This is a genomic window from Rhodobacter ferrooxidans (assembly GCF_000176015.1).
Taxonomy (GTDB): domain Bacteria; phylum Pseudomonadota; class Alphaproteobacteria; order Rhodobacterales; family Rhodobacteraceae; genus Pseudorhodobacter_B; species Pseudorhodobacter_B ferrooxidans.
On the sequence record NZ_ACYY01000004.1, the window covers coordinates 119452 to 132032 of the forward strand.

Annotated in this window: 11 protein-coding genes; all 11 read right to left on the minus strand. The window is 65.3% G+C overall.

From position 1 onward, the window contains the following. Positions 1 to 6: 6 nt before the first annotated feature. Entirely contained in the window at positions 7 to 303 is a 297-nt protein-coding gene (locus tag RSW2DRAFT_RS04515; protein ID WP_008028494.1) for a hypothetical protein, read from the minus strand. A 22-nt stretch (positions 304 to 325) separates the two neighbouring features. Beyond that, the gene (gene puhC, locus RSW2DRAFT_RS04520; protein WP_008028496.1) at positions 326 to 784 is read right to left on the minus strand and encodes a photosynthetic complex assembly protein PuhC; all 459 of its coding nucleotides are present in this window, start codon (positions 782 to 784) and stop codon (positions 326 to 328) included. Positions 785 to 826: 42 nt separating this feature from the next. Continuing rightward, entirely contained in the window at positions 827 to 1465 is a 639-nt protein-coding gene (gene puhB, locus RSW2DRAFT_RS04525; RefSeq protein ID WP_008028497.1) for a photosynthetic complex putative assembly protein PuhB, read from the minus strand. A gap of 22 nt (positions 1466 to 1487) precedes the next feature. After that, positions 1488 to 2264 (minus strand): photosynthetic reaction center subunit H, encoded by a 777-nt coding sequence (gene puhA, locus RSW2DRAFT_RS04530; RefSeq protein WP_008028499.1) that lies wholly within the window; start codon positions 2262 to 2264, stop codon positions 1488 to 1490. Between the two features lie 15 nt (positions 2265 to 2279). After that, entirely contained in the window at positions 2280 to 3719 is a 1440-nt protein-coding gene (locus RSW2DRAFT_RS04535; protein WP_008028501.1) for a PucC family protein, read from the minus strand. Continuing rightward, a complete protein-coding gene (bchM, locus tag RSW2DRAFT_RS04540) occupies positions 3716 to 4384 on the minus strand; it encodes a magnesium protoporphyrin IX methyltransferase (protein WP_008028503.1) in 669 nt (222 codons plus the stop codon). Before bchM ends, RSW2DRAFT_RS04535 begins: the two co-directional genes overlap by 4 nt. After that, positions 4384 to 5286 (minus strand): ferredoxin:protochlorophyllide reductase (ATP-dependent) iron-sulfur ATP-binding protein, encoded by a 903-nt coding sequence (gene bchL / locus RSW2DRAFT_RS04545; RefSeq protein ID WP_008028505.1) that lies wholly within the window; start codon positions 5284 to 5286, stop codon positions 4384 to 4386. Before bchL ends, bchM begins: the two co-directional genes overlap by 1 nt. 114 nt (positions 5287 to 5400) lie before the next feature. Then, the gene (locus RSW2DRAFT_RS04550; RefSeq protein WP_008028507.1) at positions 5401 to 8955 is read right to left on the minus strand and encodes a magnesium chelatase subunit H; all 3555 of its coding nucleotides are present in this window, start codon (positions 8953 to 8955) and stop codon (positions 5401 to 5403) included. Further along, a complete protein-coding gene (bchB, locus tag RSW2DRAFT_RS04555) occupies positions 8945 to 10537 on the minus strand; it encodes a ferredoxin:protochlorophyllide reductase (ATP-dependent) subunit B (RefSeq protein ID WP_008028509.1) in 1593 nt (530 codons plus the stop codon). Before bchB ends, RSW2DRAFT_RS04550 begins: the two co-directional genes overlap by 11 nt. A gap of 88 nt (positions 10538 to 10625) precedes the next feature. Then, positions 10626 to 11912, minus strand: coding sequence for a ferredoxin:protochlorophyllide reductase (ATP-dependent) subunit N (locus tag RSW2DRAFT_RS04560; RefSeq protein WP_008028512.1), 1287 nt, complete (start codon positions 11910 to 11912; stop codon positions 10626 to 10628). Next, complete coding sequence (gene bchF / locus RSW2DRAFT_RS04565; protein WP_008028514.1) at positions 11909 to 12409, minus strand: 2-vinyl bacteriochlorophyllide hydratase; 501 nt, start codon at positions 12407 to 12409, stop codon at positions 11909 to 11911. Before bchF ends, RSW2DRAFT_RS04560 begins: the two co-directional genes overlap by 4 nt. Positions 12410 to 12581 lie beyond the last annotated feature (172 nt).

The window sequence follows — 12581 nt, forward strand, 5'->3', positions numbered from 1 at the left end:
GAGCGTTCACAGCTTCACCTCGTCGGAAAAGGAAAATTCGCACAGTTCCATGAAACCTAGGTCACCTGTCAGCCGTGTCCAGAGTCTTTCGATGCCGGAGGCGCGGGTAATTGTGGCCATGCGGTCCTCGATCACCACTTCGCCGTAGGCCGCCACAACGGGCGCGCCATGCACCAGCACCACGTCGCCCGGAAAGACCACGGCACCGTTGTTGAACCGCACATGGGCGTGCAGGCTTTCAAAGCGGTGACTGACCTCGACGGTGCAGGGCACCTGTTCGGTGGTTCTGCTGAAAATTCCCATCAAGGCTTCCTTTATCTGGCCGTCACATCGCCATCAGCCGTTCGAACGCGGCCCGGTTGTCATCGCCAAAGGCGTGCAATTCGGCGGTCCAGCCGGTTTCCGGGTCGATGATCGACAGGCGGCCGTTCTCATAACGCACCAGCCGCACCGGTTTCATCTGATCGACGCCGCGCAGCTTGCGGGCGCGTTGCAGGCCGTTCTGGATGACGGTGATAAAGCCGCCGTGCGGCAGATCGACCAGCACTGTGCCATCGGTGTTCAGCACTTTCACCGCCTGGGCGTCCAGACCCACCAGAATGATCTGGCGTTCTTCGATCACAGCGGCCGCTTTGGGTTGGCCGACATGTTCGCGCCCGGTCAGCACCGCATAGCTGACCAGGGCAATCGAGACCACAAGCAGAACCCCAATGGCGCGCAGCAGGCCCTTGGGAATCATGTCGTCGTGGGAATCGTGCGGTTTCGGAGCGATTTCTGGGGGCATCGGATACCTTGGGTTAAAGCGCAGCGCGGAATTTGGCGCTGGCTATTGCGCGGGAACGCCCGCCATCGGGGCGGTATTGCGGGCCAGCACCGGTTGCGCCATCCGGGTTTCAGCGGCCTCGGCCAGAATCTTCGCCACGGCGGCGGCATCCGGGATCGCACGCAGCGCCGGTTGCGGGTGGCGCAGGTGCCAGGGGCGCACGTGCGGCCAGCACATCAGATAGGACAGCCGCTTGTCGCCCAGAAGTTCCAGCGCGATGGTGCCATGGCCGCCGCGCCCAAGCGCCAGATTGGCCGAGCCGATCTGGGTGAACGGCAGGTTCAGTGCCACCGACAGCGTCGCGCCGACGCGCATCACCACGCGGGCGGTGGTGATGGTATAGACCGTACTGCGCACCTGCGCATAGGCCATGCCGATCACGATCAACGCGCCCAGCAGGCCCAGAATAACGAAAGGCAGCCCATACGTCATCACACCGGTCATCCCGGAGGTGGTGAAGCCAACATAACCGCGCCACAGCACGACCAGGGCGAAGTAGGAAATCAGCCAGTTCAGCCAGAAGGCCTCGCGGGCCAGAGCCAAGGTCGCGGGACGGCCCTGCCAAAGCAGGGCCTCCCCGACCGGAGGTTTGGCAGGCAGGCCGGGGATCGGCTCGAAATCGAGATCATCGTGGTCCGACATAAGCCCCGGCCTTTCCTTCAGTTCAGTTCCACGGCGTCTGGTCAGAGTCTTTGGCCGGGCGCGTGGAATACATGGTGCCACCGGCATACCAGCCGCTGATCTTGTCTTCTTCCAGCAACGTCACTTCAGTGCTGGACTTAGTTTCCGGAATGCCCGGGAAAAGGTCGGAAGACAAGGAATTTACCTTGACGCCTTCGCTGGTCACGCGGGCCATTGCCATCGGCAGCAGACGCTTGCCACCACCGGCGGCCAGATCGAACTCGATGTAGCGCACGACATGTTCCGGGATATCGACCCAGAGGTCGGTCACGGTGCCGACGACATACTTGTCGTTCGAGATCACCCGCATGCCGCGCGGGTCACGCCCGGCTGCCACCACGAAATCATCGGTGGCCGACATCGGCTTGATCTTCACGCCACCATGGCCGTCCAGTTCCGGCACGTCGCGGCGCGGCGCCCAGGAGGCCGGGCCAACGCCGTCAACCATCGGGTTGCCGGTGGGCACATGCGGGAAGCCTTCGTTGACCGCGGTGCGGGCCAGGGCCACGTCGCGGGCTTCCGGCTGACGGGTCGGCTGGGTCACGGACCCACGGCCGTGCGGCAGGATGTAGGTCTTGTCCTTGGGCAGCGGGAACAGCCCCTGGTTCGGCGCAGGCTTGCCATCCTCGGTTTCCAGAGGATAGCCCTCATGCATGTTTGCGACTTGCAGATAGTAGATCAACAGGGCCAGGAAGCCCCAGAAAAGCCAGATCGCCAAGCTCGCCAGATCGAAGTTACCAAAGAAAGTGTAGCCAACCATGTCAGGTCCTCCACGTCAGGTGGGAAAATCAGCGATGCCGATACGTTCGGCACCGTTGCGGGGTTGAGAGTCAAGGGCCCGGGTTTTCACCAAAGGCCCAAGGACGATGAGTGTCGCGAACAGCAACACGATTTCAAAGTGATAGACAGCAGTATAGCCAATGGCCGGAAAGGCCAGCGCTTCGCCCGCGCCGCCCGCCCCGGCCCAGTGGCGGACGACATCGCGCAGGGTGCCACCCAGGGCGGTGGAAAGTCCCGCCGCCGTCGCCTGTGCCGCACCCCAGGCACCAAGCGCAAGTCCGCGCCCGGCAAGACCCTGCGCCGGCATCGCCATCGCCGCCGTCAAGGTGGAAATCGAAAACAACCCGCCGCCCAGACCAATGCCGAAAGCGCCGGCAAAGAACATCGCGGCGGAATGGAGCGGGGCTGCGAAGATCACCGCCGCAAAGGCCGCCACCCCGATCAGGATGCCGCGCGCGCCCATCCGGTAGGTGTCCATGCCGCGGATCAGCCAGCGCGCCGACATCCCGAAGCCGATCAGCGCCCCCAAGGCCGAGGTTGCGGTCAGCAGCGTGGTGTTGCCCACCGAAAGCCCAAGGATTTCACCGCCATAAGGCTCCAGCAGCACATCCTGCATGTTGAAGCCGAACGACCCCACCACCACCACCGCCAGCAGCCGCCCGGCAGTGCCACCAGCCATCAGGTCGGCCCAGGCATCGGCAAACTTCGGCCGCGGTTCGGCGCGTTCGGCGTCCGACATCGGGTTGAACTTTTCCTGCTTCCACAGCGCGATGACATTCAGCACCAGCGTCAGCAACCCGCAGCCCTGCACCACCCGGATCAGCCGCAGTTGCGAGAAATCGGCCAGCAACCAACCGACGATCAGCGAGGCCAGCACCATGCCCAGCAGGTAAGCCACATACAAAAGCGCCACCACCCGCGGGCGGGATTCGTCGGTCGCCCGGTCCGAGGCCAGCGCCAGACCGGCGGTCTGGGTCATGTGCATGCCAAGCCCGGTCATCAGGAAGGCCAGCGCCGCCAGCACCTCGCCCGCCCAGCGCGGCCCGACCATCTGATCACCGCTCAGCACGATCAGCGCAAACGGCATGATCGCAAGGCCACCCATCTGCCACAGCGAGCCGAACCACAGATAAGGCACCCGCTTCCAGCCCAGCGCCGAGCGGTGGTTGTCGGACCGGAAGCCCAGCAGCGCCCGGAACGGCGCCACCAGCACCGGCAACGCGATCATCGCCGCCACCACCATGGCCGAAACCCGCAGCTCGACGATCATCACCCGGTTCAGCGTGCCCAGAAGCAGCACCATCGCCATGCCGACCGACACCTGAAACAGCGACATCCGCAGCAATTGCCGCATCGGCAACCCCTCGGAAGCCGCGTCCGCGAAGGGCAGGGCCCCGAACGACAGCTTCTTGAAAGAGGATTTGCCAAGAATCACGGGCGGAACTCCAGACATTCGGAAATGTAGAAGCCGCGGGTGATGCGGTCGATCTTCGACAGTCGCGCGCCGGTTGCCTTGGCCAGCGTCGGAAAGGCATGCGGCACCATGGTCGGTGAACGATCAGCCTGCGGGAACAGTTTTCCCAACGCGAACATCGACATAAGCACCGGCGTGCGCGGCGCCACGGTAAAGACGACAGACTGCCGGGTGCGCGCACCCAGACGGTCAAGCGCCGCCGCGATATCGGCCGTGCTATAATAAATCAGACTGTCCATGGCCAACACATAGTCGAAATCACCGTGGCTGTCGCAGAGCATATCGCCGCTGGCAAAGCGCACACGTGCGACATGTTGATCCGGCAGGCGGCTTTGCGCGATGTCGATCAGCGCCGGCGAGATATCCACCGCCGTCACATCCGCCCCGCGCGCCGCCAGTTCCGCGGTCATCAGCCCGGTGCCGCAGCCCGCATCCAGCACCCGCGCGCCGGTCAGATCGTCGGGCAGGCGCGAGAGCATCACCGCGCGCATCTTGTCCCGCCCCTCCCGCACGGTCTGCCGGATGCGCGACACCGGCGCATCCGAGGTCAGCCGCTCCCACACCTTGGTGGCAGTGCGGTCGAAATAGTCTTCGACCCGGGCGCGGGTGGAGCCGTAGTCGTTCATCAATCGAATCCCAGCAGTTCAAAGATTTCGCGGTCGGGCAGCGGATGCGGCGACGATCCGGCCCCATTGACCGACCGCCACAGCGTATCGGCCAGCCGCATGTATTCGGCCCGCGCCACCACGATATCTTCCTCGTCATCCATCTCGAACAGCGTCTTCTTCTTCAGACGGCTGCGGCGGATCGCGTCGATATCGGGCATATGCGCCAGCCGGTTGAAGCCGACCTTCTCGCAATAGCGGTCCACCTCGTTGGTCTCGCGCGAACGGTTGGCGACGCAGCCCGCCAGCCGCACCTTGTAGTTGCCCGACTTGGCCTGCACCGCGGCAATGATGCGGTTCATCGCGTAAATGCTGTCGAAATCATTGGCGGTCACGATCACCGCCCGGTCGGCATGCTGCAGGGGTGCTGCAAAACCGCCGCAAACCACGTCGCCCAGCACGTCGAAGATCACCACATCGGTGTCTTCCAGCAGGTGATGCTGCTTCAGCAGCTTCACCGTCTGCCCAACCACATAGCCGCCACAGCCGGTGCCCGCAGGCGGCCCGCCCGCCTCGACGCATTTCACGCCGTTCCAGCCTTCGGCCACATAATCCTCGGGGCGCAACTCCTCGGCGTGGAAATCGACCTCTTTCAGAATGTCGATCACCGTCGCCTGCAAGCGCCCGGTCAGGGTGAAGGTGCTGTCATGCTTGGGGTCGCAGCCGATCTGCAACACCCGCTTGCCCATCATCGAAAACGCCGCCGACAGGTTCGACGAGGTGGTGGATTTGCCAATCCCGCCCTTGCCATAGACCGAGAACACCTTGGCGCCCTCGATCTTCACACCCTCGTCCAGATGCACCTGCACCGAGCCTTCACCGTCCAGTCCGCGCAGGTCCGGGATATCGTCTCTCGGGCTCATTTCATGTCCTTTCGGGCTGCAACACGTGCCGTTGCTTTCATCTGTTCACAAGTATCCCGGGGGTCCGGGGGCTGGCCCCGGCTCCGTCATGGTCACAATCGCGGCGCATCACGTTCATTCCGCCGCAATCCCTTCCAGCCGGTCTTCCAGCTCGTCCGCCGCCCCTTGCAGCGCCGCCAGCGTTGCCGCATCCGGCTGCCAGTAGTTGCGCTCCGAGGCTTCCAGCAGCCGCCCGGCCATCCGCGCCGTCGCCGCCGGGTTCAGATCGGCCAGCCGCTTGCGCATCGCCTCGTCCAGCACGAAGGTTTCCGACAGCCGCTGATAGATCCAGGGGTCCACCGCCTGCGAGGTGGCAGACCAGCCCATCGTATTGGTCACCTGCGCCTCGATCTGCCGCACGCCTTCGGGGCCGTGGCTCAGCAGGCCTTCGTAGAACTTCGGGTTCAGGCTGCGGGTGCGGCTTTCCAGCGCGATCTGGTCGCGCAGGGTGCGCACCTTGCCCGCCCCGCGGGTCTGGTCACCGATATAGACCGGAGTATTCTCGGTGCCGCCACGCGCCCGTTTCACCGCGCGGGCAATGCCGCCCAGCGTGTCGAAATAATGGTCCACCGTCGTGACGCCCAGTTCCACCGATTCCAGGTTCTGATAGGCCAGATCGACGTTTTTCAGCGTCTGCTGCAACAGCTTGGCGTTCTGCACCGGCTTGCCGTTGCGCCCGTAAGCAAAGGACTTGCGCGCCTCGTAGGCGTCGGCCAACTCGTCTTCCTCGCCAAAGGCCGAGCTGTCCACCAACTGGTTGACGTTCGACCCGTAAGCCCCCTCGGCGTTGGAAAACACCCGCAGGCTGGCCACTTCCATATCGACGCCCATCTGCTCGGCATAGGCCAAGGCATGGGCGCGGATGTAGTTCTGCGACAGCGGCTCGTCCGCCGTGGCGGCTTTCCAGGCGGCTTCGGCCAGCATCCGGGTTTGCAACGGCAAAAGATCGCGGAAGATGCCGGAAAGCGTCATCACCACGTCAACCCGCGGCCGCCCGAGTTCCTCCAGCGGCACCAGATCGGCCCCGCACAACCGGCCATAGCCGTCAAACCGCGGCTTGGCACCCATCAAGGCCAAGGCCTGCGCAATCGGCCCGCCATCGGATTTGATGTTGTCCGACCCCCAGAGCACCAGCGCCACCGAGCGCGGCATTTCTGCCGCCGCCGCCAGCAACCGCTCGGCCTGTGCCGCGCCGTCGCGCAGCGCAAAGGCGGTGGGCATGCGGAACGGGTCGAAGGCATGGATATTGCGGCCCGTGGGCAGGATCTCCGGCGCGCGGATCAGGTCGCCCCCCGGCACCGGCGAAATGAAATGCCCGCCAAGGGCGCGCAACAGCGCCGGAATCTCGTGATCCTGCGCCATCAGCTCGTCGGCGCGTTTCGCCGCCTCGCCGGTCACACCCATCAGCTCGATCATGTCGGCACGTGCTGCAGCCGACATCGGCCGGCCCACCACATGCAGACCCTCGGGGATCAGCGAGCCTTCGGTCTCCAGCAGCTTCAGCCACAGCGCCTCGGGCGGGTTGCCGCCCATATCGACCAGCGCCGCCTGTTCGGCGATCAGCACTTCCAGATCGGCACGGTCCGGCGCGTTGGGGTCAGAGTTGCGCCAGCGGGTCAGGCTGTCCTTCAGATCGGCCAAGCCCTTGTAAAGCCCGGCCTGCGCCAGCGGTGCGGTCAGGTGCGTCACGGTGATCGCATTGGCGCGGCGCTTGGCCAGCGTGGCTTCGGACGGGTTGTTGGCGGCGTAAAGATAGATGTTGGGCAGTCCGCCGATCAGCCGGTCGGGCCAGCATTTGCCGGAAACCCCGGCCTGCTTGCCCGGCATGAATTCCAGCGCGCCATGCATGCCGAAGTGCAGCAGCGCATCGGCGCGGAAATCCTCGCGCAGCCAGCGGTAGAAGGTGGCAAAGGCGTGGGTGGGCGCAAAGCCGCGTTCGAACAGCAGGCGCATCGGGTCGCCTTCATAGCCGAACACCGGCTGCACGCCGATCATCACATTGCCGAACTGGTGGCCCAGGATGAACACGCCACGGCCATCCGATTGGTGCTTGCCCGGCGCCGGGCCCCAGGCGGCCTCGATTTCCGCCAGCCAGGGGGTGTTGGCCACCATCGCATCGGCGGGCACATGGGCGGCCACCGCCGCGGTCTGGCTGTGGGCCGAGGTCAGCACCTTGGCACGCAACTCGTCCACGGTTTCCGGCGGATTGGTGTCATAGCCCGCGGCCTTCATCGCGTGCAACATGTTGTGCAGGCTTTCGAAAACCGAAAGATAGGCGGCGGTGCCGACAGCGCCCGCATTGGGCGGAAAGCCGTAAAGCACGATGGCGATGCGGCGCTTGGCCACTTCGCTGCGGCGCAGGGCGGCCAGACGCGCCACCTTGTCGGCCAGCACGGCGACCCGTTCGGAACAGGCCGACATCGCCTTGGATTCCGAACTCGGGCGGCAGCCCTTGGCGCAGCCGTCGCAACCGGCCAGACCGTGGCGACCGGCGAACACCGTCGGGTTGGTGGCGCCGTCAATCTCGGGCAGGGCGATCAGCATGGTGGTTTCCACCGGCCCAAGCCCGCCCGCGGCATCCGACCATTGGCCCAGCGTCTGGAATTCCAGCGGATGGGCGCTGACATAGGGCACGTCCAGCGAGGCAAGCGCCTCGACCGCTGCCGGGCTGTCGTTGTAGGCCGGGCCACCGACCAGGCTGAAGCCGGTCAGCGACACCAGCGTGTCGATCCTGGCGCCATGGGCACTGCGGAAGAATTCATCCATCGCCGGGCGGCCATCCAGACCACCGGCAAAGGCCGGCACCACGGCAAGGCCCTGCGCCTCCAGCCCGTTGATCACCGCATCGTAATGCGCGCAGTCATGCGCCAGGATGTAGGAGCGCAGCAGCAGCAGCCCCACGGTGCCCTTGGCCGCCGCCGGGCGCGGCAGGTCGGCCGGGTTGGTGGTGATGCGGTTCGGCAGGCGCGGGTGGTAAAGGCCGACCTCGGGGTAGTCGATCGGGGCTTTCGACTTGGCACCTTTCCAGGCCTGACGGCTGGAATAGCGCGACACCAGAAAGCGGATCATCTGTTCGATGTTGTCGTCGGACCCGCCCAGCCAGTATTGCATCGACAGGAACCAGGCGCGCAGATCCTGCGCCTTGCCGGGGATGAACCGCAGCATCTTGGGCAGGCGGCGCAGCATCGACATCTGCTTTTCGCCGGATTTCGACGAGGGCGTCTTGTTGCCGCGCAGTTTCTTCAACAGCAGCATGGCGCCCGAAGCGGGTTTGGACATATCCAGATCGCCCATCCGCGTCAGGTTGACGATCTGGCTGTCGGCAATCATGCCGACAAAGGCATCGGCGCGTTCACGCGCGGCCCGCAGGTTGGGCAGGATCGCGGTGATGTGTTCTTCGATGAAGATCAGGTTGGCGATGACGATATCGGCACTATCGACCGCAGCCCGGGCGCGGGTCAGCGCCTCGGGGTTTTCGGCCCATTCGGCGGCGGCCAGGACGGTGACGCTGAGGCCGGGGAAATCACGCACCAGGGCGGGGGTGATCCGGGCAGCGGGGCCGGCGGAATGGGCGTCCAGCGTGACGATGACGACGCTGTAGGCCGGGGAGATGTTCTGTTCAACGCGCATAATGGGCCTTGGCCTCATAAAGGGTGTCGATGCTGATCCGGGTCAGGCCTTTTTCGGCGGCGAACCGTTCGGTGTTACGGCGTGCCTTGCCGCGCACGAAGAACGGGATCTTCTTAAGTTCGGTTTCTGCGTCTGACAACCAGACGATTGTCGCAGGGTCGGGGTGGACGGCTTCGGCAACCACCGGCGGGGCGGCCTCGGCGGGCATCGAGCCCGCCTCTGCCGCGGCAGCAGGCGCTGCGGGTTGGATTTCGGCCACCGGGCGGGCCATCGCGGCACCGCCGTGATGCGAGGCACCGGCATCGTCGTGAAACTCGAAATCCTCGCGGAACATGGTCAGCAGGTGTTCTTCCAGACCCATCACCAAGGGGTGAACCCAGGTGTCGAAGATCACGTTGGCGCCTTCGAACCCCATCTGCGGGCTGAAGCGGGCCGGGAAATCCTGCACATGCACCGGCGCCGAGATCACGGCGCAGGGGATGCCGAGGCGCTTGCCGATGTGGCGTTCCATCTGGGTGCCGAGGATCAATTCGGGCGCCAGGGCCTGGATCGCCGCCTCGACCTCCAGATAATCGTCGGTGATCAGCGCCTCCAGCCCGTAGTCCTTGGCCATGGCGCGCATCGGGCGGGCGAATTCGCGGTTGAAGCAGCCCATGCCGACCACTTCGAAGCCGACCTCGTCGCGGGCGATGCGGGCGGCGGCCATCACATGCGTGGCGTCGCCGAACAGGAACACCCGTTTGCCGGTGAGGTAGGTTGAGTCGACCGAGGCCGACCACCAGGGCAGCCGCAGGCGCGATTCGTCCACCTTCGGCGACAGGCCGGTCAGTTTGGCCACTTCGGCAATGAAGGCGCGGGTGGCGCCGACGCCGATCGGCACGGTCTTGGTGTAGGGCTGGCTCAGCGCCTTTTCGCACTGACGCGCGGCGGATTCGCCGGTTTCGGGGTAAAGCAGCACGTTGAAATGCGCGGCCCCCATGCGGGCGATATCGGACGGGCGGGCACCCAGCGGCGCGCAGACGTTGACGGCAATGCCCATCTGCGCCAGCAGGCTGGTGACCTCGACCACGTCATCGCGGTGGCGAAAACCAAGGCCGGTGGCGCCCAGCAGGTTGCAGGTGATGGCTTCGCTGCGCGGCATCGGCTTGGCCAAGGCGCGGACGATCTGCAGGAACGTCTCATCCGCGCCGAAGTTTTCCTTGCGCTGATAGCTGGGCAGATCGAGCGCGATCACCGGCACCTTCAGCCCCATGGCCGAGGCAAGGCCTGCCGGGTCGTCCTGGATCAGTTCGGCGGTGCAGGAGGCGCCGACGATCAGCGCCTCGGGGGCAAAGCGGTCGACGGCATCCTGACAGGTGGTCTTGAACAGCGTGGCGGTGTCGGACCCCAGATCGCGGGCCTGGAAGGTGGTGTAGCTGACCGGCGGGCGGGCATTGCGCCGCTCGATCATGGTGAACAGCAGATCGGCGTAGGTGTCACCCTGCGGCGCGTGCAGCACATAGTGCAGCCCCTTCATGCCGGTGGCCACGCGCATGGCACCGATATGGGGTGGGCCTTCATACGTCCAGAGGGTGAGTTTCATTTGGCCCTCCAAGCCGGGGGCGCGTCGCCCCCCGGACCCCCAGAGGATATTTGTGCAAAGGTGAAGGCACAAGCAGGGATTGTGCGGGTCATTCGGCGGCCTCCAGCTTGCTGGCGTTCAGCAGCGCACGGCGGCGCAGGGGGCGGGCGAACAGGGCGGCCAGATCGCCGGCCTGTTCGTAGAAATGCACCGGGGTGAACACCAGCTCGATCGCCCATTTGGTGGTCAGGCCCTCGGCCTCCAGCGGGTTGGCAAGGCCAAGGCCGCAGACGGTCAGGTCGGGGCGGGCAGCGCGGGCGCGGTCAAGCTGGCGGTCCACGTCCTGCCCTTCCGAGATCACCGGGCCTTTGGCCAGCAGGTCAAGGTCGGGGCCAAGGATGTCGCGGTGCAGGTAGGGCGTGCCGACCTCCAGCGCCACCATGCCACATTCGCGGGTCAGGAAACGCGCCAGCGGCGGTTCAAGCTGGCTGTCGGGGAACATGAACAGGGTCTTGCCGTTCAGGGTATCGGCCTGCGAGGCGATGGCCTTGATCGCACGGGCGCGCGGGGCGGCGGTGACGGCGTCGAACGTGGCATCCGAGACGCCGAATTCCTTTGCCACGGCGCGCAGCCACAGCGTCGTGCCTTCCTCGCCAAACGGGAAGGGCGCGGGGATATGGCGGGCACCACGGCGGGTCAGCGCCTCGTGGGTGGAACCAAGGAAGGGCTGGGTCAGCGCGAAAACCGTGTTGGGGCCGACGGCGGGCGCATCATCGGCGCGGCGCGACGGCAGGCAGCGCACCGGACCGATGCCCATGGCGGACAACAGCGCCAGCGCCTGGTCTTCCACCACGTCGGGCAGCGCGCCGACCAGCAAAAGCTCGCGCGCCTGCGTCGGCGCCAAGGCGGGCACCATGGCGGCAAGGCAGGCATCCTCGCCCTGGGTAAAGGTGGTCTCGATCCCCGAGCCGGTGAAGTTCAGCACCCGCACATGCGGCGCGTGCAGCGCGCTCAGGCGCTCGGCAGCGCGGTGCAGGTCCAGCTTGATCACCTCGGACGGGCAGGAGCCCACGAGGAACAATTGCCGGATATCGGGACGGCGCGACAAAAGCCGGGCCACCTCGCGGTCAAGCTCGGTATTGGCATCGGCCAGGCCCGCCAGATCCTTTTCCTCGAGGATGGCGGTGCCAAAGCGGGGTTCTGCGAAGATCATCACCCCTGCGGCGGATTGCAGCAGGTGGGCGCAGGTGCGCGATCCGACCACCAGAAAGAACGCATCCTGCATCTTGCGGTGCAGCCAGATGATTCCCGTCAGGCCGCAAAACACCTCGCGCTGGCCGCGTTCCTTCAGCACCGGCACGTCGCGGCAACCGGTGGCGGGGGGTTGGATTGTCATGCGGTCACCCCGGTTTCGGACTGCTGGTCAAGACGCGCCGCGCGCAGCTTCAGGATGAACTGGCCGGCGTTGATCGCATAGGTCGCATAGGCGGCAAGGGCCAGCCACATCTGCCCGGTGGGTGAAAGCGCGCCGGTGAACAGCGCCCAGAGATAGGCGGTATGCAAGGAGATCACCACGAAGCTGAACACGTCTTCCCAGAAGAAGGCGGGGGCGAAAAGGTATTGGCCGAACACGACTTTTTCCCAGATCGCGCCCGTGACCATGATGGTGTAAAGGAAGCCGGTCTTGACCAGGATCGACCATGTCGCGGCCTCGTACCCGGTCCCGGTGGCCATGTAGCGCAGCACCAGAACCAGCGACACCGCAAAGGCCAGAAACTGTGCCGGAGCCAGCAGTCCCTGCACAAGCGTCCATACCGTCGCGTCGCGGCGGGCCCGCTCGGCTTCGGTATAGAGCCGTTTGCGGGGTCTGGAAGTGGTGACGGGCTGGGACATCAGGCAGCTTTCCCGCAGGATTTACCTGCCGAGATTACGCCCTGCGGCCAGAAAGTGTCAACCCAAACTTACAGCTTTGCCGGGCCGCCCCCGGACAGCGATCTTGCCAGGCTTTGCCCGCAATGGCGCTGGAATTTCCTTTCAATACATCATATAAAACTTCATAAAATGC

What these genes read in the sequence shown, in the direction of transcription:
- bchB (WP_008028509.1), bottom strand. Translation starts at nt 10,537, where the DNA reads ATGAAACTCACCCTCTGGACGTATGAAGGCCCACCCCATATCGGTGCC.
- bchM (WP_008028503.1), bottom strand. Translation starts at nt 4,384, where the DNA reads ATGAACGACTACGGCTCCACCCGCGCCCGGGTCGAAGACTATTTCGAC.
- RSW2DRAFT_RS04550 (WP_008028507.1), bottom strand. Translation starts at nt 8,955, where the DNA reads ATGCGCGTTGAACAGAACATCTCCCCGGCCTACAGCGTCGTCATCGTC.
- RSW2DRAFT_RS04515 (WP_008028494.1), bottom strand. Translation starts at nt 303, where the DNA reads ATGGGAATTTTCAGCAGAACCACCGAACAGGTGCCCTGCACCGTCGAG.
- RSW2DRAFT_RS04560 (WP_008028512.1), bottom strand. Translation starts at nt 11,912, where the DNA reads ATGACAATCCAACCCCCCGCCACCGGTTGCCGCGACGTGCCGGTGCTG.
- bchL (WP_008028505.1), bottom strand. Translation starts at nt 5,286, where the DNA reads ATGAGCCCGAGAGACGATATCCCGGACCTGCGCGGACTGGACGGTGAA.
- puhB (WP_008028497.1), bottom strand. Translation starts at nt 1,465, where the DNA reads ATGTCGGACCACGATGATCTCGATTTCGAGCCGATCCCCGGCCTGCCT.
- puhC (WP_008028496.1), bottom strand. Translation starts at nt 784, where the DNA reads ATGCCCCCAGAAATCGCTCCGAAACCGCACGATTCCCACGACGACATG.
- bchF (WP_008028514.1), bottom strand. Translation starts at nt 12,409, where the DNA reads ATGTCCCAGCCCGTCACCACTTCCAGACCCCGCAAACGGCTCTATACC.
- puhA (WP_008028499.1), bottom strand. Translation starts at nt 2,264, where the DNA reads ATGGTTGGCTACACTTTCTTTGGTAACTTCGATCTGGCGAGCTTGGCG.